This window comes from Tenacibaculum profundicola (genome assembly GCF_057220795.1).
This window is the reverse complement of sequence record NZ_CM170137.1, coordinates 1,125,825-1,149,779: the sequence shown is the minus strand read 5'-3', so window position 1 is coordinate 1,149,779 and position 23,955 is coordinate 1,125,825. Positions and strand designations below refer to the sequence as shown.

At 37.0% G+C, this 23,955-nt stretch carries 7 protein-coding genes; 1 reads left to right on the top strand and 6 read right to left on the bottom strand.

The genetic code is table 11. The annotated features are described in order from the left end of the window. Positions 1 to 108 precede the first annotated feature (108 nt). From AC2TDS_RS04745 to murQ, 4 genes are all read right to left on the bottom strand, one after another. Complete coding sequence (locus AC2TDS_RS04745; RefSeq protein WP_484737977.1) at positions 109 to 17,124, bottom strand: phage tail-like protein; 17,016 nt, start codon at positions 17,122 to 17,124, stop codon at positions 109 to 111. A 103-nt stretch (positions 17,125 to 17,227) separates the two neighbouring features. Further along, positions 17,228 to 18,286, bottom strand: coding sequence for an ATP-grasp domain-containing protein (locus tag AC2TDS_RS04740; protein ID WP_484737976.1), 1,059 nt, complete (start codon positions 18,284 to 18,286; stop codon positions 17,228 to 17,230). 3 nt (positions 18,287 to 18,289) lie between these two features. After that, positions 18,290 to 18,529, bottom strand: a complete 240-nt coding sequence (locus AC2TDS_RS04735) for a DUF6095 family protein (RefSeq protein ID WP_484737975.1) — start codon at positions 18,527 to 18,529, stop codon at positions 18,290 to 18,292. A 3-nt stretch (positions 18,530 to 18,532) separates the two neighbouring features. After that, positions 18,533 to 19,348: an N-acetylmuramic acid 6-phosphate etherase gene (murQ, locus tag AC2TDS_RS04730; protein ID WP_484737974.1), complete on the bottom strand. Its 816-nt coding sequence runs from the start codon at positions 19,346 to 19,348 to the stop codon at positions 18,533 to 18,535. An 870-nt stretch (positions 19,349 to 20,218) separates the two neighbouring features. On the opposite strand from murQ, the gene AC2TDS_RS04725 reads away from it, so the two are divergent. After that, entirely contained in the window at positions 20,219 to 20,347 is a 129-nt protein-coding gene (locus AC2TDS_RS04725; RefSeq protein WP_484737973.1) for a hypothetical protein, read from the top strand. A 168-nt stretch (positions 20,348 to 20,515) separates the two neighbouring features. Here the strand turns inward: AC2TDS_RS04725 and AC2TDS_RS04720 are convergent, their stop codons facing one another. Together AC2TDS_RS04720 and rplS are read right to left on the bottom strand one after the other, a co-directional pair. Further along, positions 20,516 to 22,756 carry an NADP-dependent isocitrate dehydrogenase gene (locus AC2TDS_RS04720; protein WP_484737972.1) on the bottom strand — a complete coding sequence of 747 codons (2,241 nt, stop codon included), beginning with the start codon at positions 22,754 to 22,756 and terminating at the stop codon, positions 20,516 to 20,518. A 554-nt stretch (positions 22,757 to 23,310) separates the two neighbouring features. Continuing rightward, on the bottom strand, positions 23,311 to 23,661 hold the full coding sequence (rplS, locus tag AC2TDS_RS04715) for a 50S ribosomal protein L19 (protein WP_484737971.1): 351 nt from the start codon (positions 23,659 to 23,661) through the stop codon (positions 23,311 to 23,313). Between the last annotated feature and the right edge of the window lie 294 nt (positions 23,662 to 23,955).

Genomic DNA, 23,955 nt, shown 5'->3' with positions numbered 1-23,955 from the left:
TATATGGTATGTTATTAGAGAATTTTCTTTTACTAAACTAGGATCCATAAGATTTGTCTTTGGATAAAAACTAAGGGTTAATATAAGGGGTAACTTGTTCATTAAATATTAAAAATCAATTATAGTAAACATAAATTCTAAGTCTATATCATCTTTTGGGTTAGTACCATTATCACTATCACCAATGTTTATTTTAAAACCTCCAGTTTGTTGATCGTAATATGTAACTCCCGGATCGTCGTAGTCAGCACCTGAATTACCTGGGCAATCACCACCACAATCTTTTATAGACACTTGTATTATATAATTAACATCATCCATTGGAGTATCAAAGTTTACTTGATAATCACCTTCATCTATTCTTGTTACTGATAGAATATTATATTGCTTAGCTATGGCATGTGAATTATAAGTACTTGTAGCATCTGCATTGTAGGTCATGGTAACCTTAGCAGCAGCTACGATTGTCGGTCCTGCAAAGTAAGCTCCTCCATTTGCACCGACAGTGATGTTATTGTCTGTTTCAGCAGCAACAACATTGGCTGTTTGATCTGTGTCATTTTCATCTGTATATGTAATTACTCCAGTACCTGTATCTTGAGATAAAGAGGTTACTGTTTCTATAATATTAGTTGAAGTAGCTCCGTTATTATGCGTTGCAATGGTATTACCTGTTGTTACTACCTGACTAACGGTTGAGGTCAAATTAGATTTATCCTCCCACTGAACGGTTCCTGTTCCGGTTGTGGTTAATACTTTATCATTACCACCAGAAAGTATGTTTTCAGTTTGTACAGCATTATTAGCAATTTTAGTATTGTCTATTGCGTCTGTGTTAATTTTAGCAGTAGTAATTCCCAAGTCTTTCACTTGTACACCGTTTGTAGGATCAACTTCTAAGGTTGCGTCATCGACATTCACTTCAAGATTCATTGAAGCCAGCGCGGCATCATTCGCTACCCCAGTGATAGAGTTATCAGCAGAAGTTACATTTTCAGTTGCGATATTGTTAGCGTCTAAAGTACCCCATTCAGTTGCGTTTCCAGCTGCATTTGTTTTTAATACTTGATTAGCAGTTCCGTTATTAATCTTAGCAGTAGTAATTCCCAAGTCTTTCACTTGTACACCGTTTGTAGGATCAACTTCTAAGGTTGCGTCATCGACATTCACTTCAAGATTCATTGAAGCCAGCGCGGCATCATTTGCTACCCCAGTGATAGAGTTATCAGCAGAAGTTACATTTTCAGTTGCGATATTGTCAGCATCTAAAGTACCCCATTCAGTTGCGTTTCCAGCTGCATTTGTTTTTAATACTTGATTAGCAGTTCCGTTATTAATCTTAGCAGTAGTAATTCCCAAGTCTTTCACTTGTACACCGTTTGTAGGATCAACTTCTAAGGTTGTGTCATCGACATTCACTTCAAGATTCATTGAAGCCAGCGCAGCATCATTCGCTACCCCAGTGATAGAGTTATCAGCAGAAGTTACATTTTCAGTTGCGATATTGTCAGCATCTAAAGTACCCCATTCAGTTGCGTTTCCAGCTGCATTTGTTTTTAATACTTGATTAGCAGTTCCGTTATTAATTTTGGCAGTAGTAATTCCCAAGTCTTTCACTTGTACACCGTTTGTAGGATCAACTTCTAAGGTTGTGTCATCGACATTCACTTCAAGATTCATTGAAGCCAGCGCGGCATCATTTGCTACCCCAGTGATAGAGTTATCAGCAGAAGTTACATTTTCAGTTGCGATATTGTTAGCGTCTAAAGTACCCCATTCAGTTGCGTTTCCAGCTGCATTTGTTTTTAATACTTGATTAGCAGTTCCGTTATTAATTTTGGCAGTAGTAACACCTTTGTTATTAATCTTAGCAGTAGTAATTCCCAAGTCTTTCACTTGTACACCGTTTGTAGGATCAACTTCTAAGGTTGTGTCATCGACATTCACTTCAAGATTCATTGAAGCCAGCGCGGCATCATTTGCTACCCCAGTGATAGAGTTATCAGCAGAAGTTACATTTTCAGTTGCGATATTGTCAGCATCTAAAGTACCCCATTCAGTTGCGTTTCCAGCTGCATTTGTTTTTAATACTTGATTAGCAGTTCCGTTATTAATCTTAGCAGTAGTAATTCCCAAGTCTTTCACTTGTACACCGTTTGTAGGATCAACTTCTAAGGTTGTGTCATCGACATTCACTTCAAGATTCATTGAAGCCAGCGCGGCATCATTTGCTACCCCAGTGATAGAGTTATCAGCAGAAGTTACATTTTCAGTTGCGATATTGTTAGCGTCTAAAGTACCCCATTCAGTTGCGTTTCCAGCTGCATTTGTTTTTAATACTTGATTAGCAGTTCCGTTATTAATCTTAGCAGTAGTAATTCCCAAGTCTTTCACTTGTACACCGTTTGTAGGATCAACTTCTAAGGTTGCGTCATCGACATTCACTTCGAGATTCATTGAAGCCAGCGCAGCATCATTTGCTACCCCAGTGATAGAGTTATCAGCAGAAGTTACATTTTCAGTTGCGATATTGTCAGCATCTAAAGTACCCCATTCAGTTGCGTTTCCAGCTGCATTTGTTTTTAATACTTGATTAGCAGTTCCGTTATTAATTTTGGCAGTAGTAACACCTTTGTTATTAATCTTAGCAGTAGTAATTCCCAAGTCTTTCACTTGTACACCGTTTGTAGGATCAACTTCTAAGGTTGCGTCATCGACATTCACTTCAAGATTCATTGAAGCCAGCGCGGCATCATTTGCTACCCCAGTGATAGAGTTATCAGCAGAAGTTACATTTTCAGTTGCGATATTGTTAGCGTCTAAAGTACCCCATTCAGTTGCGTTTCCAGCGGCATTTGTTTTTAATACTTGATTAGCAGTTCCGTTATTAATCTTAGCAGTAGTAATTCCCAAGTCTTTCACTTGTACACCGTTTGTAGGATCAACTTCTAAGGTTGCGTCATCGACATTCACTTCAAGATTCATTGAAGCCAGCGCGGCATCATTCGCTACCCCAGTGATAGAGTTATCAGCAGAAGTTACATTTTCAGTTGCGATATTGTTAGCGTCTAAAGTACCCCATTCAGTTGCGTTTCCAGCTGCATTTGTTTTTAATACTTGATTAGCAGTTCCGTTATTAATCTTAGCAGTAGTAATTCCCAAGTCTTTCACTTGTACACCGTTTGTAGGATCAACTTCTAAGGTTGCGTCATCGACATTCACTTCAAGATTCATTGAAGCCAGCGCGGCATCATTTGCTACCCCAGTGATAGAGTTATCAGCAGAAGTTACATTTTCAGTTGCGATATTGTCAGCATCTAAAGTACCCCATTCAGTTGCGTTTCCAGCTGCATTTGTTTTTAATACTTGATTAGCAGTTCCGTTATTAATCTTAGCAGTAGTAATTCCCAAGTCTTTCACTTGTACACCGTTTGTAGGATCAACTTCTAAGGTTGCGTCATCGACATTCACTTCAAGATTCATTGAAGCCAGCGCGGCATCATTTGCTACCCCAGTGATAGAGTTATCAGCAGAAGTTACATTTTCAGTTGCGATATTGTCAGCATCTAAAGTACCCCATTCAGTTGCGTTTCCAGCGGCATTTGTTTTTAATACTTGATTAGCAGTTCCGTTATTAATTTTGGCAGTAGTAACACCTTTGTTATTAATCTTAGCAGTAGTAATTCCCAAGTCTTTCACTTGCACACCGTTTGTAGGATCAACTTCTAAGGTTGCGTCATCGACATTTACTTCAAGATTCATTGAAGCCAGCGCGGCATCATTTGCTACCCCAGTGATAGAGTTATCAGCAGAAGTTACATTTTCAGTTGCGATATTGTTAGCGTCTAAAGTACCCCATTCAGTTGCGTTTCCAGCGGCATTTGTTTTTAATACTTGATTAGCAGTTCCGTTATTAATCTTAGCAGTAGTAATTCCCAAGTCTTTCACTTGCACACCGTTTGTAGGATCAACTTCTAAGGTTGTGTCATCGACATTCACTTCAAGATTCATTGAAGCCAGCGCGGCATCATTTGCTACCCCAGTGATAGAGTTATCAGCAGAAGTTACATTTTCAGTTGCGATATTGTTAGCGTCTAAAGTACCCCATTCAGTTGCGTTTCCAGCTGCATTTGTTTTTAATACTTGATTAGCAGTTCCGTTATTAATCTTAGCAGTAGTAATTCCCAAGTCTTTCACTTGTACACCGTTTGTAGGATCAACTTCTAAGGTTGCGTCATCGACATTCACTTCAAGATTCATTGAAGCCAGCGCGGCATCATTTGCTACCCCAGTGATAGAGTTATCAGCAGAAGTTACATTTTCAGTTGCGATATTGTTAGCATCTAAAGTACCCCATTCAGTTGCGTTTCCAGCGGCATTTGTTTTTAATACTTGATTAGCAGTTCCGTTATTAATCTTAGCAGTAGTAATTCCCAAGTCTTTCACTTGTACACCGTTTGTAGGATCAACTTCTAAGGTTGTGTCATCGACATTCACTTCAAGATTCATTGAAGCCAGCGCAGCATCATTCGCTACCCCAGTGATAGAGTTATCAGCAGAAGTTACATTTTCAGTTGCGATATTGTCAGCATCTAAAGTACCCCATTCAGTTGCGTTTCCAGCTGCATTTGTTTTTAATACTTGATTAGCAGTTCCGTTATTAATTTTGGCAGTAGTAATTCCCAAGTCTTTCACTTGTACACCGTTTGTAGGATCAACTTCTAAGGTTGTGTCATCGACATTCACTTCAAGATTCATTGAAGCCAGCGCGGCATCATTTGCTACCCCAGTGATAGAGTTATCAGCAGAAGTTACATTTTCAGTTGCGATATTGTCAGCATCTAAAGTACCCCATTCAGTTGCGTTTCCAGCGGCATTTGTTTTTAATACTTGATTAGCAGTTCCGTTATTAATCTTAGCAGTAGTAATTCCCAAGTCTTTCACTTGTACACCGTTTGTAGGATCAACTTCTAAGGTTGTGTCATCGACATTCACTTCAAGATTCATTGAAGCCAGCGCGGCATCATTTGCTACCCCAGTGATAGAGTTATCAGCAGAAGTTACATTTTCAGTTGCGATATTGTTAGCGTCTAAAGTACCCCATTCAGTTGCGTTTCCAGCTGCATTTGTTTTTAATACTTGATTAGCAGTTCCGTTATTAATCTTAGCAGTAGTAATTCCCAAGTCTTTCACTTGTACACCGTTTGTAGGATCAACTTCTAAGGTTGCGTCATCGACATTCACTTCGAGATTCATTGAAGCCAGCGCAGCATCATTTGCTACCCCAGTGATAGAGTTATCAGCAGAAGTTACATTTTCAGTTGCGATATTGTCAGCATCTAAAGTACCCCATTCAGTTGCGTTTCCAGCTGCATTTGTTTTTAATACTTGATTAGCAGTTCCGTTATTAATTTTGGCAGTAGTAACACCTTTGTTATTAATCTTAGCAGTAGTAATTCCCAAGTCTTTCACTTGTACACCGTTTGTAGGATCAACTTCTAAGGTTGCGTCATCGACATTCACTTCAAGATTCATTGAAGCCAGCGCGGCATCATTTGCTACCCCAGTGATAGAGTTATCAGCAGAAGTTACATTTTCAGTTGCGATATTGTTAGCGTCTAAAGTACCCCATTCAGTTGCGTTTCCAGCGGCATTTGTTTTTAATACTTGATTAGCAGTTCCGTTATTAATCTTAGCAGTAGTAATTCCCAAGTCTTTCACTTGTACACCGTTTGTAGGATCAACTTCTAAGGTTGCGTCATCGACATTCACTTCAAGATTCATTGAAGCCAGCGCGGCATCATTTGCTACCCCAGTGATAGAGTTATCAGCAGAAGTTACATTTTCAGTTGCGATATTGTCAGCATCTAAAGTACCCCATTCAGTTGCGTTTCCAGCTGCATTTGTTTTTAATACTTGATTAGCAGTTCCGTTATTAATCTTAGCAGTAGTAATTCCCAAGTCTTTCACTTGTACACCGTTTGTAGGATCAACTTCTAAGGTTGCGTCATCGACATTCACTTCAAGATTCATTGAAGCCAGCGCGGCATCATTTGCTACCCCAGTGATAGAGTTATCAGCAGAAGTTACATTTTCAGTTGCGATATTGTTAGCGTCTAAAGTACCCCATTCAGTTGCGTTTCCAGCTGCATTTGTTTTTAATACTTGATTAGCAGTTCCGTTATTAATTTTGGCAGTAGTAACACCTTTGTTATTAATCTTAGCAGTAGTAATTCCCAAGTCTTTCACTTGTACACCGTTTGTAGGATCAACTTCTAAGGTTGCGTCATCGACATTCACTTCAAGATTCATTGAAGCCAGCGCGGCATCATTCGCTACCCCAGTGATAGAGTTATCAGCAGAAGTTACATTTTCAGTTGCGATATTGTTAGCGTCTAAAGTACCCCATTCAGTTGCGTTTCCAGCTGCATTTGTTTTTAATACTTGATTAGCAGTTCCGTTATTAATCTTAGCAGTAGTAATTCCCAAGTCTTTCACTTGTACACCGTTTGTAGGATCAACTTCTAAGGTTGCGTCATCGACATTCACTTCAAGATTCATTGAAGCCAGCGCGGCATCATTTGCTACCCCAGTGATAGAGTTATCAGCAGAAGTTACATTTTCAGTTGCGATATTGTCAGCATCTAAAGTACCCCATTCAGTTGCGTTTCCAGCTGCATTTGTTTTTAATACTTGATTAGCAGTTCCGTTATTAATCTTAGCAGTAGTAATTCCCAAGTCTTTCACTTGTACACCGTTTGTAGGATCAACTTCTAAGGTTGCGTCATCGACATTCACTTCAAGATTCATTGAAGCCAGCGCGGCATCATTTGCTACCCCAGTGATAGAGTTATCAGCAGAAGTTACATTTTCAGTTGCGATATTGTCAGCATCTAAAGTACCCCATTCAGTTGCGTTTCCAGCGGCATTTGTTTTTAATACTTGATTAGCAGTTCCGTTATTAATTTTGGCAGTAGTAACACCTTTGTTATTAATCTTAGCAGTAGTAATTCCCAAGTCTTTCACTTGCACACCGTTTGTAGGATCAACTTCTAAGGTTGCGTCATCGACATTTACTTCAAGATTCATTGAAGCCAGCGCGGCATCATTTGCTACCCCAGTGATAGAGTTATCAGCAGAAGTTACATTTTCAGTTGCGATATTGTTAGCATCTAAAGTACCCCATTCAGTTGCGTTTCCAGCGGCATTTGTTTTTAATACTTGATTAGCAGTTCCGTTATTAATCTTAGCAGTAGTAATTCCCAAGTCTTTCACTTGCACACCGTTTGTAGGATCAACTTCTAAGGTTGTGTCATCGACATTCACTTCAAGATTCATTGAAGCCAGCGCGGCATCATTTGCTACCCCAGTGATAGAGTTATCAGCAGAAGTTACATTTTCAGTTGCGATATTGTTAGCGTCTAAAGTACCCCATTCAGTTGCGTTTCCAGCGGCATTTGTTTTTAATACTTGATTAGCAGTTCCGTTATTAATCTTAGCAGTAGTAATTCCCAGGTCTTTCACTTGCACACCGTTTGTAGGATCAACTTCTAAGGTTGTGTCATCGACATTCACTTCAAGATTCATTGAAGCCAGCGTGGCATCATTTGCTACCCCAGTGATAGAGTTATCAGCAGAAGTTACATTTTCAGTTGCGATATTGTTAGCGTCTAAAGTACCCCATTCAGTTGCGTTTCCAGCGGCATTTGTTTTTAATACTTGATTAGCAGTTCCGTTATTAATCTTAGCAGTAGTAATTCCCAAGTCTTTCACTTGCACACCGTTTGTAGGATCAACTTCTAAGGTTGCGTCATCGACATTCACTTCGAGATTCATTGAAGCCAGCGCAGCATCATTCGCTACCCCAGTGATAGAGTTATCAGCAGAAGTTACATTTTCAGTTGCGATATTGTTAGCGTCTAAAGTACCCCATTCAGTTGCGTTTCCAGCGGCATTTGTTTTTAATACTTGATTAGCAGTTCCGTTATTAATCTTAGCAGTAGTAATTCCCAAGTCTTTCACTTGTACACCGTTTGTAGGATCAACTTCTAAGGTTGCGTCATCGACATTCACTTCGAGATTCATTGAAGCCAGCGCAGCATCATTTGCTACCCCAGTGATAGAGTTATCAGCAGAAGTTACATTTTCAGTTGCGATATTGTCAGCATCTAAAGTACCCCATTCAGTTGCGTTTCCAGCTGCATTTGTTTTTAATACTTGATTAGCAGTTCCGTTATTAATTTTGGCAGTAGTAATTCCCAAGTCTTTCACTTGTACACCGTTTGTAGGATCAACTTCTAAGGTTGCGTCATCGACATTCACTTCAAGATTCATTGAAGCCAGCGCGGCATCATTTGCTACCCCAGTGATAGAGTTATCAGCAGAAGTTACATTTTCAGTTGCGATATTGTCAGCATCTAAAGTACCCCATTCAGTTGCGTTTCCAGCGGCATTTGTTTTTAATACTTGATTAGCAGTTCCGTTATTAATTTTGGCAGTAGTAACACCTTTGTTATTAATCTTAGCAGTAGTAATTCCCAAGTCTTTCACTTGCACACCGTTTGTAGGATCAACTTCTAAGGTTGCGTCATCGACATTTACTTCAAGATTCATTGAAGCCAGCGCGGCATCATTTGCTACCCCAGTGATAGAGTTATCAGCAGAAGTTACATTTTCAGTTGCGATATTGTTAGCGTCTAAAGTACCCCATTCAGTTGCGTTTCCAGCGGCATTTGTTTTTAATACTTGATTAGCAGTTCCGTTATTAATCTTAGCAGTAGTAATTCCCAAGTCTTTCACTTGTACACCGTTTGTAGGATCAACTTCTAAGGTTGCGTCATCGACATTCACTTCAAGATTCATTGAAGCCAGCGCGGCATCATTTGCTACCCCAGTGATAGAGTTATCAGCAGAAGTTACATTTTCAGTTGCGATATTGTTAGCATCCAAAGTACCCCATTCAGTTGCGTTTCCAGCTGCATTTGTTTTTAATACTTGATTAGCAGTTCCGTTATTAATCTTAGCAGTAGTAATTCCCAAGTCTTTCACTTGTACACCGTTTGTAGGATCAACTTCTAAGGTTGCGTCATCGACATTCACTTCAAGATTCATTGAAGCCAGCGCGGCATCATTTGCTACCCCAGTGATAGAGTTATCAGCAGAAGTTACATTTTCAGTTGCGATATTGTTAGCATCTAAAGTACCCCATTCAGTTGCGTTTCCAGCTGCATTTGTTTTTAATACTTGATTAGCAGTTCCGTTATTAATCTTAGCAGTAGTAATTCCCAAGTCTTTCACTTGTACACCGTTTGTAGGATCAACTTCTAAGGTTGCGTCATCGACATTCACTTCGAGATTCATTGAAGCCAGCGCAGCATCATTTGCTACCCCAGTGATAGAGTTATCAGCAGAAGTTACATTTTCAGTTGCGATATTGTCAGCATCTAAAGTACCCCATTCAGTTGCGTTTCCAGCTGCATTTGTTTTTAATACTTGATTAGCAGTTCCGTTATTAATTTTGGCAGTAGTAACACCTTTGTTATTAATCTTAGCAGTAGTAATTCCCAAGTCTTTCACTTGCACACCGTTTGTAGGATCAACTTCTAAGGTTGCGTCATCGACATTCACTTCAAGATTCATTGAAGCCAGCGCGGCATCATTTGCTACCCCAGTGATAGAGTTATCAGCAGAAGTTACATTTTCAGTTGCGATATTGTTAGCGTCTAAAGTACCCCATTCAGTTGCGTTTCCAGCGGCATTTGTTTTTAATACTTGATTAGCAGTTCCGTTATTAATCTTAGCAGTAGTAATTCCCAAGTCTTTCACTTGTACACCGTTTGTAGGATCAACTTCTAAGGTTGCGTCATCGACATTCACTTCAAGATTCATTGAAGCCAGCGCGGCATCATTCGCTACCCCAGTGATAGAGTTATCAGCAGAAGTTACATTTTCAGTTGCGATATTGTTAGCGTCTAAAGTACCCCATTCAGTTGCGTTTCCAGCTGCATTTGTTTTTAATACTTGATTAGCAGTTCCGTTATTAATTTTGGCAGTAGTAACAGCTTTGTTATTAATCTTAGCAGTAGTAATTCCCAAGTCTTTCACTTGTACACCGTTTGTAGGATCAACTTCTAAGGTTGCGTCATCGACATTCACTTCAAGATTCATTGAAGCCAGCGCGGCATCATTTGCTACCCCAGTGATAGAGTTATCAGCAGAAGTTACATTTTCAGTTGCGATATTGTCAGCATCTAAAGTACCCCATTCAGTTGCGTTTCCAGCGGCATTTGTTTTTAATACTTGATTAGCAGTTCCGTTATTAATCTTAGCAGTAGTAATTCCCAAGTCTTTCACTTGCACACCGTTTGTAGGATCAACTTCTAAGGTTGTGTCATCGACATTCACTTCAAGATTCATTGAAGCCAGCGCGGCATCATTTGCTACCCCAGTGATAGAGTTATCAGCAGAAGTTACATTTTCAGTTGCGATATTGTCAGCATCTAAAGTACCCCATTCAGTTGCGTTTCCAGCTGCATTTGTTTTTAATACTTGATTAGCAGTTCCGTTATTAATTTTGGCAGTAGTAACACCTTTGTTATTAATCTTAGCAGTAGTAATTCCCAAGTCTTTCACTTGTACACCGTTTGTAGGATCAACTTCTAAGGTTGCGTCATCGACATTCACTTCAAGATTCATTGAAGCCAGCGCGGCATCATTTGCTACCCCAGTGATAGAGTTATCAGCAGAAGTTACATTTTCAGTTGCGATATTGTTAGCGTCTAAAGTACCCCATTCAGTTGCGTTTCCAGCTGCATTTGTTTTTAATACTTGATTAGCAGTTCCGTTATTAATCTTAGCAGTAGTAATTCCCAAGTCTTTCACTTGTACACCGTTTGTAGGATCAACTTCTAAGGTTGCGTCATCGACATTCACTTCAAGATTCATTGAAGCCAGCGCGGCATCATTTGCTACCCCAGTGATAGAGTTATCAGCAGAAGTTACATTTTCAGTTGCGATATTGTTAGCGTCTAAAGTACCCCATTCAGTTGCGTTTCCAGCGGCATTTGTTTTTAATACTTGATTAGCAGTTCCGTTATTAATTTTGGCAGTAGTAACACCTTTGTTATTAATCTTAGCAGTAGTAATTCCCAAGTCTTTCACTTGTACACCGTTTGTAGGATCAACTTCTAAGGTTGCGTCATCGACATTCACTTCAAGATTCATTGAAGCCAGCGCGGCATCATTTGCTACCCCAGTGATAGAGTTATCAGCAGAAGTTACATTTTCAGTTGCGATATTGTTAGCGTCTAAAGTACCCCATTCAGTTGCGTTTCCAGCGGCATTTGTTTTTAATACTTGATTAGCAGTTCCGTTATTAATCTTAGCAGTAGTAATTCCCAAGTCTTTCACTTGTACACCGTTTGTAGGATCAACTTCTAAGGTTGCGTCATCGACATTCACTTCAAGATTCATTGAAGCCAGCGCGGCATCATTTGCTACCCCAGTGATAGAGTTATCAGCAGAAGTTACATTTTCAGTTGCGATATTGTTAGCGTCTAAAGTACCCCATTCAGTTGCGTTTCCAGCGGCATTTGTTTTTAATACTTGATTAGCAGTTCCGTTATTAATCTTAGCAGTAGTAATTCCCAAGTCTTTCACTTGTACACCGTTTGTAGGATCAACTTCTAAGGTTGTGTCATCGACATTCACTTCAAGATTCATTGAAGCCAGCGCGGCATCATTTGCTACCCCAGTGATAGAGTTATCAGCAGAAGTTACATTTTCAGTTGCGATATTGTTAGCATCTAAAGTACCCCATTCAGTTGCGTTTCCAGCGGCATTTGTTTTTAATACTTGATTAGCAGTTCCGTTATTAATCTTAGCAGTAGTAATTCCCAAGTCTTTCACTTGTACACCGTTTGTAGGATCAACTTCTAAGGTTGCGTCATCGACATTCACTTCAAGATTCATTGAAGCCAGCGCGGCATCATTTGCTACCCCAGTGATAGAGTTATCAGCAGAAGTTACATTTTCAGTTGCGATATTGTTAGCATCTAAAGTACCCCATTCAGTTGCGTTTCCAGCGGCATTTGTTTTTAATACTTGATTAGCAGTTCCGTTATTAATCTTAGCAGTAGTAATTCCCAAGTCTTTCACTTGCACACCGTTTGTAGGATCAACTTCTAAGGTTGTGTCATCGACATTCACTTCAAGATTCATTGAAGCCAGCGCGGCATCATTTGCTACCCCAGTGATAGAGTTATCAGCAGAAGTTACATTTTCAGTTGCGATATTGTCAGCATCTAAAGTACCCCATTCAGTTGCGTTTCCAGCTGCATTTGTTTTTAATACTTGATTAGCAGTTCCGTTATTAATTTTGGCAGTAGTAACACCTTTGTTATTAATCTTAGCAGTAGTAATTCCCAAGTCTTTCACTTGTACACCGTTTGTAGGATCAACTTCTAAGGTTGCGTCATCGACATTCACTTCAAGATTCATTGAAGCCAGCGCGGCATCATTTGCTACCCCAGTGATAGAGTTATCAGCAGAAGTTACATTTTCAGTTGCGATATTGTTAGCATCTAAAGTACCCCATTCAGTTGCGTTTCCAGCTGCATTTGTTTTTAATACTTGATTAGCAGTTCCGTTATTAATCTTAGCAGTAGTAATTCCCAAGTCTTTCACTTGTACACCGTTTGTAGGATCAACTTCTAAGGTTGCGTCATCGACATTCACTTCAAGATTCATTGAAGCCAGCGCGGCATCATTTGCTACCCCAGTGATAGAGTTATCAGCAGAAGTTACATTTTCAGTTGCGATATTGTTAGCGTCTAAAGTACCCCATTCAGTTGCGTTTCCAGCGGCATTTGTTTTTAATACTTGATTAGCAGTTCCGTTATTAATTTTGGCAGTAGTAACACCTTTGTTATTAATCTTAGCAGTAGTAATTCCCAAGTCTTTCACTTGTACACCGTTTGTAGGATCAACTTCTAAGGTTGCGTCATCGACATTCACTTCAAGATTCATTGAAGCCAGCGCGGCATCATTTGCTACCCCAGTGATAGAGTTATCAGCAGAAGTTACATTTTCAGTTGCGATATTGTCAGCATCTAAAGTACCCCATTCAGTTGCGTTTCCAGCTGCATTTGTTTTTAATACTTGATTAGCAGTTCCGTTATTAATCTTAGCAGTAGTAATTCCCAAGTCTTTCACTTGTACACCGTTTGTAGGATCAACTTCTAAGGTTGCGTCATCGACATTCACTTCAAGATTCATTGAAGCCAGCGCGGCATCATTTGCTACCCCAGTGATAGAGTTATCAGCAGAAGTTACATTTTCAGTTGCGATATTGTTAGCGTCTAAAGTACCCCATTCAGTTGCGTTTCCAGCGGCATTTGTTTTTAATACTTGATTAGCAGTTCCGTTATTAATCTTAGCAGTAGTAATTCCCAAGTCTTTCACTTGCACACCGTTTGTAGGATCAACTTCTAAGGTTGTGTCATCGACATTCACTTCAAGATTCATTGAAGCCAGCGCGGCATCATTTGCTACCCCAGTGATAGAGTTATCAGCAGAAGTTACATTTTCAGTTGCGATATTGTCAGCATCTAAAGTACCCCATTCAGTTGCGTTTCCAGCGGCATTTGTTTTTAATACTTGATTAGCAGTTCCGTTATTAATTTTGGCAGTAGTAACACCTTTGTTATTAATCTTAGCAGTAGTAATTCCCAAGTCTTTCACTTGTACACCGTTTGTAGGATCAACTTCTAAGGTTGTGTCATCGACATTCACTTCAAGATTCATTGAAGCCAGCGCGGCATCATTTGCTACCCCAGTGATAGAGTTATCAGCAGAAGTTACATTTTCAGTTGCGATATTGTTAGCGTCTAAAGTACCCCATTCAGTTGCGTTTCCAGCGGCATTTGTTTTTAATACTTGATTAGCAGTTCCGTTATTAATCTTAGCAGTAGTAATTCCCAAGTCTTTCACTTGCACACCGTTTGTAGGATCAACTTCTAAGGTTGTGTCATCGACATTCACTTCAAGATTCATTGAAGCCAGCGCGGCATCATTTGCTACCCCAGTGATAGAGTTATCAGCAGAAGTTACATTTTCAGTTGCGATATTGTCAGCATCTAAAGTACCCCATTCAGTTGCGTTTCCAGCTGCATTTGTTTTTAATACTTGATTAGCAGTTCCGTTATTAATCTTAGCAGTAGTAATTCCCAAGTCTTTCACTTGTACACCGTTTGTAGGATCAACTTCTAAGGTTGCGTCATCGACATTCACTTCAAGATTCATTGAAGCCAGCGCGGCATCATTTGCTACCCCAGTGATAGAGTTATCAGCAGAAGTTACATTTTCAGTTGCGATATTGTTAGCGTCTAAAGTACCCCATTCAGTTGCGTTTCCAGCTGCATTTGTTTTTAATACTTGATTAGCAGTTCCGTTATTAATTTTGGCAGTAGTAACACCTTTGTTATTAATCTTAGCAGTAGTAATTCCCAAGTCTTTCACTTGTACACCGTTTGTAGGATCAACTTCTAAGGTTGCGTCATCGACATTCACTTCAAGATTCATTGAAGCCAGCGCGGCATCATTTGCTACCCCAGTGATAGAGTTATCAGCAGAAGTTACATTTTCAGTTGCGATATTGTTAGCGTCTAAAGTACCCCATTCAGTTGCGTTTCCAGCGGCATTTGTTTTTAATACTTGATTAGCAGTTCCGTTATTAATCTTAGCAGTAGTAACAGCTTTATTTTCAATTTCAGTAGTCTCAACCGCATTATTAGTGAGGTCAATTACACCTAAGTTAGATATTGTGGCATCACCAGACGGAGTGACTCCAGTAGCTTGGTTCGCTATATTACCTACATAAATTTGACTATTATTTAATGAAGCACCAGCATCATCATCTGCTACCCATTCAACCCCATTCCATTTAAGTATTTGTCCGTTAGTGGCTGAGTTCTGAGCAATGTCTTCCGCGAGTATAGTTGCGTCAGCAATGTTTTCAGTTTGTACGGCATCGTCATCGATATCATTATTTGTAATTCCATTTGGTGCAACATCCAAAGTATAAGGATTAGCATTAGTACCATCACCACTTCTGATTAAAGTAGCGTCAGTAGCATTAGTTATTTCATTTCCAATAACACCGTCTACTTCAGTAACAGCGATTACATAAGGACTAGTTGTAGTTCCAGTACCTGAAACCATTACGATACCAGTACCCGTAACAATGGTTTCCGTCCCGTCTGCAACTAATGCCGTTAGATCCACAGAAACGGAACTTCCATTTTCAATTTGAATGGTTAAAATATTACTAGCATCAATAGTGGCAGAAGTAAGATTTTGGTTATCCGTATTATCAAGATAGTTAGAAAGGTCTACGGTTACAGGGTTACCATTTTGAATAGCAATAGTTAGTATATTGCTAGCATCAATAGTAGCTGAAGTAAGATTTTGATTGTCTGTATTGTCAAGATATACCGAAAGGTCTGCTGTTGTATCTGGACCTGTGCCATTAGCAAGGGTTAGTGTATTCCCAGAAAGAGCAATAGTTTGCTCATCTGTATTAACCACGTACGGAGAGAGATCCACAGAAACGGGATTTCCATTTTCAATTTGAATAGTTAAAATGTTGCTAGCATCAATAGTGGCAGAAGTAAGATTTTGGTTATCCGTATTATCAAGATAGTTAGAAAGGTCTACGGTTACAGGGTTACCATTTTGAATAGCAATAGTTAGTATATTGCTAGCATCAATAGTAGCTGAAGTAAGATTTTGATTGTCCGTATTGTCAAGATATACCGAAAGGTCTGCTGTTGTATCTGCCCCTGTTCCATTAGCAAGGGTTAGTGTATTTCCAGAAAGAGCAATAGTTTGCTCATCTGTATTAACCACGTACGGAGATAGATCCACAGAAACGGGACTTCCATTTTCAATTTGAATAGTTAAAATATTGCTAGCATCAATAGTTGCAGAAGTAAGATTTTGGTTATCCGTATTATCAAGATAGTTAGAAAGGTCTACGGTTACAGGGTTACCATTTTGAATAGCAATAGTTAGTATATTACTAGCATCAATAGTAGCTGAAGTAAGATTTTGATTGTCCGTATTGTCAAGATATACCGAAAGATCTGCTGTTGTATCTGGCCCTGTTCCATTAGCAAGGGTTAGTGTATTCCCAGAAAGAGCAATAGTTTGCTCATCTGTATTAACTACGTACGGAGAGAGATCCACAGAAACGGGACTTCCATTTTCAATTTGAATAGTTAAAATATTACTAGCATCAATAGTTGCAGAAGTAAGATTTTGGTTATCCGTATTATCAAGATAGCTAGAAAGGTCTACGGTTACAGGGTTACCATTTTGAATAGCAATAGTTAGTATATTGCTAGCATCAATAGTAGCTGAAGTAAGGTTTTGATTGTCCGTATTGTCAAGATATACCGAAAGATCTGCTGTTGTATCTGGCCCTGTTCCATTAGCAAGGGTTAGTGTATTCCCAGAAAGAGCAATAGTTTGCTCATCTGTATTAACCACGTACGGAGATAGATCCACAGAAACGGGACTTCCATTTTCAATTTGAATGGTTAAAATGTTGCTAGCATCAATAGTCGCAGAAGTTAGGTTTTGATTATCTGTATTATCTAAATAGCCCGATAAGTCAATTGAAGTAGCTGAGTCATTTTTTGTAATTGTTAAAATATTACCAGTTAATTGTAAATCTTGGACTTCATTATTGGGGTCGCTATCTGCATCATCTATTAATGAACCTAGGTTTACGGTTCCAAGGCCTTCAATTGTTAACTCATTCGTAATGGGGTCAAAGAGCAACTGTTTAATATTGCTGGCACTACAAAGGCTTATCCACGATGTCCCATTATATTGAAAAACACATTGTTGATCTGTATTATAAACGAGTGCTCCATCCAACGGAGTAATACTGTTCATCTGAATATCTGTAATTCTGGTAATAACAAATACCTTGTTGTTACTTTCTAACTCCAAGATTGAGCTACCGTTAATTACATCAGGATTGTCTCCAACTTTAATTTGTGCGTAAGTAGTAGTTGATACAAATAGAATCAAAACTAATAAAGTAATTATTTTTCTCATAATATCACGATATTTACATATTGAGTTTTTTAATTTCAATATATGCATGGGGAATGTGTGGTTTGTAATAGTAGTTTTCCTTAATAACATACAAATATAAGGGTTAATTTAAGTTTTTAATATTTGACATATAGTTTTTTAGATGCATAATTTCTTTAGTAAACTCTTTTGGGTTTTTATAAGGAGTTTTTAATGTTTTATGATTAGTAATAGCTATTTTGTATAGTCCTTTCCAGTGGGTTCTTATCTCCTTAAGAGCCTCGAAGTAGGAGCAGTAGGTGCTGTCGTATATGTGTGTAGGTTCTGCTATAATGCCATTTATTTCTAAAATCTTCATATTTTTTCCTTTTTCTAAGTCTTCAAAAGAGTTGTATTTAATATCTAATCTTCCATAATACCATCCTTCTATAGATTTATTAATCTGGTCAAAGGTTTCATGCAGTTTTTTGCTGATTAGATTGTTTCCATTAATAAATTGAGTTCCTTTAGAATGGTTTCCTATTACAGATAAATTAACTAATTCATTTTTTTTAGGGATAATGTTTAATTTAGCCGATTGCGTTTCTTTTATTGTGTCTAGGTAAAATTTAGCTCTATTATCCATTAAAATTAGGTCTTCTACCTTTGTTTTTCCGTCACCTGTAACGGATAAGAATTTTTTTAAAGTTATGGAGGTTATTTTTCCATGAGATTCCTCTGGGCTTCTAAGGTAAAAGAGCCCACACTCATAGTTGTAATCGATAAATTCTTGAATAATAATATCGATAGGATGTTTTCTAAGATGTCTTAGGTATTTTTTAAGTTCAGTTGAGGATTTTATTTTTTTTACTAACAGTCCTCTAAAGCCAATATCAGGTTTAGCGATTACAGGATAAACTAATTTTGCTTGATTCATTTTTTCTTCAACTGTAGCATAGTTTGTTTTTGATTCTACCAATATAGATTTTGGTCTATACTTTTCAGGAATTAATTGCAGTGTAGTAAATTTACTTTCTGTACCATTTCCCGAACTTTTGATACTAGGGTTAGCAGCGGTAAAGAAAGTAAGGTGTTTGGCTTTGTATGCTAAATAAAACGCATACGGAAGATTAGGGATATAAAACATTGGCGTAGGCCAATATTCCCACTTGAAAATTCTTTGAAATTTATTCTTAATATTCAATCGTTATTTTTTAAAAAGTGAATCTAAAATACCTTTAAAGGTTTTAAACCCGAAATAAACAGTATATAAAGTTACTAAAATACTGGTAATTAATAAAAAATATGCGATGAAAATCTTTGGTTTGTCGGTGAAAATGTTTATTGCCTTAAATGAAATGCTTAAAAGTATAGGTGAAAATAGTAGTAAACCAAGTAAAATAAGCAGTCTTTTCAAGCTTTGATCTAAGGTGGTATTCTTCGTCATTTTTTAGTCGTTTTTATATTTTTTTATAGCGTCTCTTACGTTTCGATGTGTTTTTAATAAATCACTTGCTTTTTGTGGGGTGATGTTTAGTTCAGAAACTAACATATTCACACCTCTTTCTACAAGTTTGTTATTAGATAGTTTCATATCAATCATTTTATTACCTTTTATTTTTCCTAATTGGACCATACTTGCGGTAGAAATCATATTAAGTACTAGTTTTTGAGCAGTACCAGCTTTCATACGAGAACTTCCTGTTACGAATTCGGGCCCAACGATAACAACAACAGGGAAATTTGCAGTGAGGGCTAGTGGGCTTTTATGGTTACAGGTAATACAACCAGTTGTAATTCCTTCAATATTACATTTTTCTAGTGCAGAAATAACATAAGGTGTTGTTCCTGAGGCAGCAATGCCAATTACAATATCATTCTTGTTAATTTGATGGTTTTGTAGGTCTATCCAACCTTGATTGGTTTCATCTTCAGCAAATTCAACTGCTTTTCTAATAGCAGTATCACCTCCTGCAATTAAACCGACCACCAATTCATGTGGTACTCCAAAAGTAGGAGGGCATTCACTCGCATCCACTATACCTAATCGTCCACTAGTACCTGCTCCAATATAAAACAACCTGCCACCTTTTTTTAATTTAAAAACAACCTGTTCCGTTAGTGTTTGAATTTCGGGTAAGGCCTTTTCCACGGCAAAAGGAACGGTTTTGTCTTCATTGTTAATATTGGAAAGTAACTCAGAAACACTCATTTTTTCTAAGTTATTGTATTCAGAGTCCTGCTCTGTCGTCTTGATAAAATTCATAGGTCAAAGTTACGAATATTGCTGTAAACTAAGGGTTAAATAACTGTGACTCTCAAAAAAATGAGTGCCTTACTTGTTAAAATTATTTAAAAATTATAAGATATAGAGGCAACATAAAACGAACTGATTAATTTTACAACTCATTTACTTTAGAAGTTGGCAACAGGGAAGGAAGACTTTTAGGGGCTTTAGCGGTTTTAATTAGTGGTTTATGGGGGGTAGGGTTTTAATATAGAAAATTTAAAAAGTTCTTGAAAAAGAGTGTGTTGTCGATGTTTTATACGATTTACAGATACATATTTAGTATATAGGTATTGAATTATTTTAAGTTAGTTTAAGGCATAAAACTTTAGCATAGCCAAGCTATGGTTACGTTTTATAACGTAAAAATAGCTGCAAAAGAAATAATAGATATGCGAAATATGTATTTGTAAATCGTATTACAGTTTTTTTAATTGCTTTTACGTCGCTTACCGCTCTCATGACAAAGTTTTATTGCATAGTAAGCGTTTAAGGTTGGAAATTTGATTAATACGATCCATTTGAATTTACCGTAGTAAAACGTCCTTTTTCTCTTTCAATAGATAAAGAAATCATAGCTATTGCTATTGTTGATTTTTCTATCTTTTATAAAGAAAAATCACTCATTTTTTTACAGTAAATTCAAACAATAACTAGTATAAGACTAATGAAGGGTTCATCCGGATTTGTCAAAGAAGTTTTGGTTTTTGTGGAGGTTATAGATACCTATTAAAGAGAAACGTAGATTATACCGAATTCAGTCATTATTTCTGATAAATCTTAAATAGGTGTTTTTACGTATCGATGATTTTTTTACCGTTCGATAAGGGGTTGATATAAAAAAGTGAAATGAATTGTATTGTATTGAGTGTGCTAAATAAAGAAGTGATTAATTTAATAGACGGGAGAGGAGGAGGAGCTAGGGTTGCGGTTAATAATTTAAGTGAAAATAGTATCGAATTATTGGTCTTACCTTAGGTGTAATGTGAAAAACTATTAGGGTGCTGGGAAAGAAATTGTTAAACAACTCGTAAGTGCTGGGTTTGATATTTCTTTACTACAAAGAATGGTTGCTATGGTTAAATGTCGTATGTGAATTTATAGCACAAGAAAAAGCAGGTGAAAATCACCTGCTTTTTTTGAGTTTTATATTGCAATTAAATGAACGGTGTCTAAAATTGAATTTAACGTTTTGCTAGGTCTCATTATAGCATCGGTGAATTCATCGTTTGGGTAATAATACCCTCCAATGTCAGCAGTTTTTCCTTGGACATTATTAAGCTCATGTACTATGGTAGCTTCGTTTGCTTCCATTTTTTCTGCAACAGGAGTAAATTGATCTTTCAATTCGTTGTCTTTATCCTGTGAAGCTAATGCTTGTGCCCAATATAAAGCTAAATAAAAATGTGAACCTCTATTGTCTAATTCACCCGTTTTTCTAGAAGGTCCTTTTTTGTTGTCCAATAATTTATCGGTAGCATTTTCTAATGTTTCAGCTAGAATTTTTGCTTTCGGATTGTTATTGGTTTCTCCTAAATGTTCTAAAGAAACAGCTAATGCTAAAAATTCTCCCAGAGAGTCCCAGCGTAGGTGGTTATCTTTAACTAATTGTTCTACATGTTTGGGAGCAGACCCACCAGCGCCTGTTTCAAACAATCCGCCTCCATTCATTAATGGCACGATAGATAACATTTTCGCTGAAGTTCCTAATTCTAAAATAGGAAATAGATCTGTTAAATAATCACGTAAAACATTACCGGTAACAGAAATAGTGTCTTTTCCAGCCTTAACTCTGTCTAAAGTGAATTTTGTAGCTTCAACTGGAGATAATATTTTTATATCTAAACCAAAAGTATCGTGGTTTGGTAAATATTTTTCAACTTTTTTGATGATTTCAGCATCATGAGCTCTGTTTTTTTCAAGCCAGAATACGGCAGGGGTATTAGATGCTCTTGCTCTTGTAACAGCTAGTTTAACCCAATCTTCAACAGGTGTGTCTTTAGTTTGGCACATTCTCCAAATATCACCTTCTTCGACATTATGTTCTATTAATATATCTCCATTTGAATCGATTACCTGTACTTTTCCATTAGAAGAGATTTCAAAAGTTTTATCATGAGATCCATATTCTTCAGCTTTTTGAGCCATGAGTCCTACGTTAGGCACTGTTCCCATTGTTGAAGGATCAAAAGCACCATTTCTTTTACAGAAGTCTATCGTTTCCTGGTATAAACCAGCGTAAGAACTATCAGGAATCACAGCCTTAGTGTCTTGTTGTTTTCCGTCTTTATTCCACATTTGTCCCGAGGTACGAATCATAGCAGGCATTGACGCGTCAATAATAACATCAGAAGGAACGTGTAGATTGGTAATTCCTTTATCTGAATTTACCATTGCTAAATCTGGGTTATTGCTATTGATTGTTTGGATGTCGTTTAAAATTTCATCTTTCTGATCTTGTGTAAGTTCGTCTAGATTACTTAGTAAGTTTCCAAACCCATTATTCACATCTACTCCAATTTTTTCAAAAGTTTCATGGTGTTTAGTGAACAAATCTTTATAGAAAACTTTTACAGCATGGCCAAAGATAATAGGGTCTGATACCTTCATCATGGTTGCTTTCATATGCAGAGAAAAGAGTAATCCTTTTTCTTTTGTGTCAACTACCTGCTCTTCTAAGAAAGCGACTAGTTTATTTTTGCTCATTACTGATGCGTCAATTACTTCTCCTTCTAGTAAGGAGATACCTTCCTTTAAGGTAGTTGTATTACCATCGCGATTGGTGTGAATAATTTTTACAGCAGTAGGGTTTTCTACGGTAACCGATTTCTCATTATGAGCAAAGTCACCTTCACTCATCGTAGCAACATGTGTTTTAGAATCGGTACTCCAAGCTCCCATTGAATGAGGGTTCTTTTTAGCGTAATTCTTTACTGCTTTTGGAGCACGTCTGTCAGAATTCCCTTCTCTTAATACAGGGTTTACTGCTGAACCTTTAATTTTATTATAACGAGCTAAAATAGTTTTTTCTGTATCTGTAATTGCTTCTTCAGGATAGTCAGGTAAAGGATACCCTAAATTTTGTAGCTCTTTAACCGCTGCTTTTAATTGTGGTACAGAAGCTGAAATGTTAGGTAGCTTAATGATATTTGCTTCCGGTTTTTTAGCAAGTTCACCCAAAAAAGCTAATGCATCTTCAACACGTTGTTCTTCTGTTAAATAGTCAGAAAAGTTAGCTAGAATACGACCAGCAAGAGAAATATCTTTGGTTTCTATAGCTATGTTAGAAGATTTAGTAAAAGCTTTTACTATAGGTAAAAACGAATGAGTGGCCAAAGCCGGAGCTTCATCCGTTTTTGTATACATAATTTTAGCCTTTTTATTCATAAGTAAAAATTAAATTAGTTATTTTGAAGTGAGGCAAATTTATGAATATCTAGTGGAATTTTTAGTGAAAAATTCTTATAAATTGGGTGTTTATAATGAGAATATGTGAATTTTAGTTGTTTTTTTTGGTGATTTATTATTAAAAACAAAAGCCACATCAAATTTTTTAATTTTGACACGGCTTTTGGAAATAGTCTTTAGCTTTTCTAAATGCTAAGAATTGGTAACTATTTCAATAGAAACGAACTTGCTTCTATTTTACTAAAGTAAATTACTTCAATTATTTCAATAACTATTATTACTTCATTGAGACGTATACTTAACAAATACATGTTTGATATAACATCTTTCGTGTTAACATGAAAAATTGACTATTTACTTTAATGTATATGTAAAAGATCTTTGACAGTTACAATATACAACATATTTGTTAATTTTTAAACGAAATAACTTTTTTAAAAGTTAACAATGTATAAACAGAGGTTATTAACAATTGTTAATAAAAAAAGCACTATGCTAAACATAGTGCTTTATAAGTTATAAAAAAAAAGGGATTAGCTTCTTTTTTCTCTGATTCTTGCTTTTTTACCAGTAAGACCTCTAAAGTAGTATATACGCGCTCTACGTACTTTACCTCTTTTGTTTATTTCAATTTTTTGAATTGAAGGTAAGTTGAGAGGGAAGATACGCTCTACCCCAATAGTACCTGACATTTTTCTAATCGTAAATGTTTCTGAACTACCATTACCTCTTTTTTGAATCACCACCCCTCTAAAAAACTGAGTACGTGTTTTATTACCTTCTTTAATTTCATAATAAACGGTAATAGTGTCTCCAGCTGCAAATTCTGGTAAATCGTTCTTTGCTACAAATTCGTCTTGTACAAATTTAATTAAAGATCCCATTTTAAATAATTTTTTATGGTTTACTTAAAAACAACATACACGATTTTCGTCAGAGGTTGATTTTGTGCGTGCAAATTTAAGATTTTTTTTTAATAATAAAACGTAAACGCTTAATTAATTTTAGGTTATCCGTTTTTTAGTTTTTCTTTAAAAAAAGGTTATTTAAAAATTGATTAAACTGATTTAAAATTGGTTTAATGTTATTGAAACAAGAAGAAGGTAGTTTTAACATTCATCAAAGCTGTTTATTGATAAATGTAAATATTGTTCTTAAAGTCAATCATAAAAGTAAGT

Excerpts from the sequence above, each read along its gene's own strand:
- AC2TDS_RS04745 (WP_484737977.1), bottom strand. The coding sequence starts at position 17,124 with ATGAGAAAAATAATTACTTTATTAGTTTTGATTCTATTTGTATCAACT.
- AC2TDS_RS04735 (WP_484737975.1), bottom strand. The coding sequence starts at position 18,529 with ATGACGAAGAATACCACCTTAGATCAAAGCTTGAAAAGACTGCTTATT.
- murQ (WP_484737974.1), bottom strand. The coding sequence starts at position 19,348 with ATGAATTTTATCAAGACGACAGAGCAGGACTCTGAATACAATAACTTA.
- AC2TDS_RS04725 (WP_484737973.1), top strand. The coding sequence starts at position 20,219 with ATGAATTGTATTGTATTGAGTGTGCTAAATAAAGAAGTGATTAATTTA.
- AC2TDS_RS04720 (WP_484737972.1), bottom strand. The coding sequence starts at position 22,756 with ATGAATAAAAAGGCTAAAATTATGTATACAAAAACGGATGAAGCTCCG.
- rplS (WP_484737971.1), bottom strand. The coding sequence starts at position 23,661 with ATGGGATCTTTAATTAAATTTGTACAAGACGAATTTGTAGCAAAGAAC.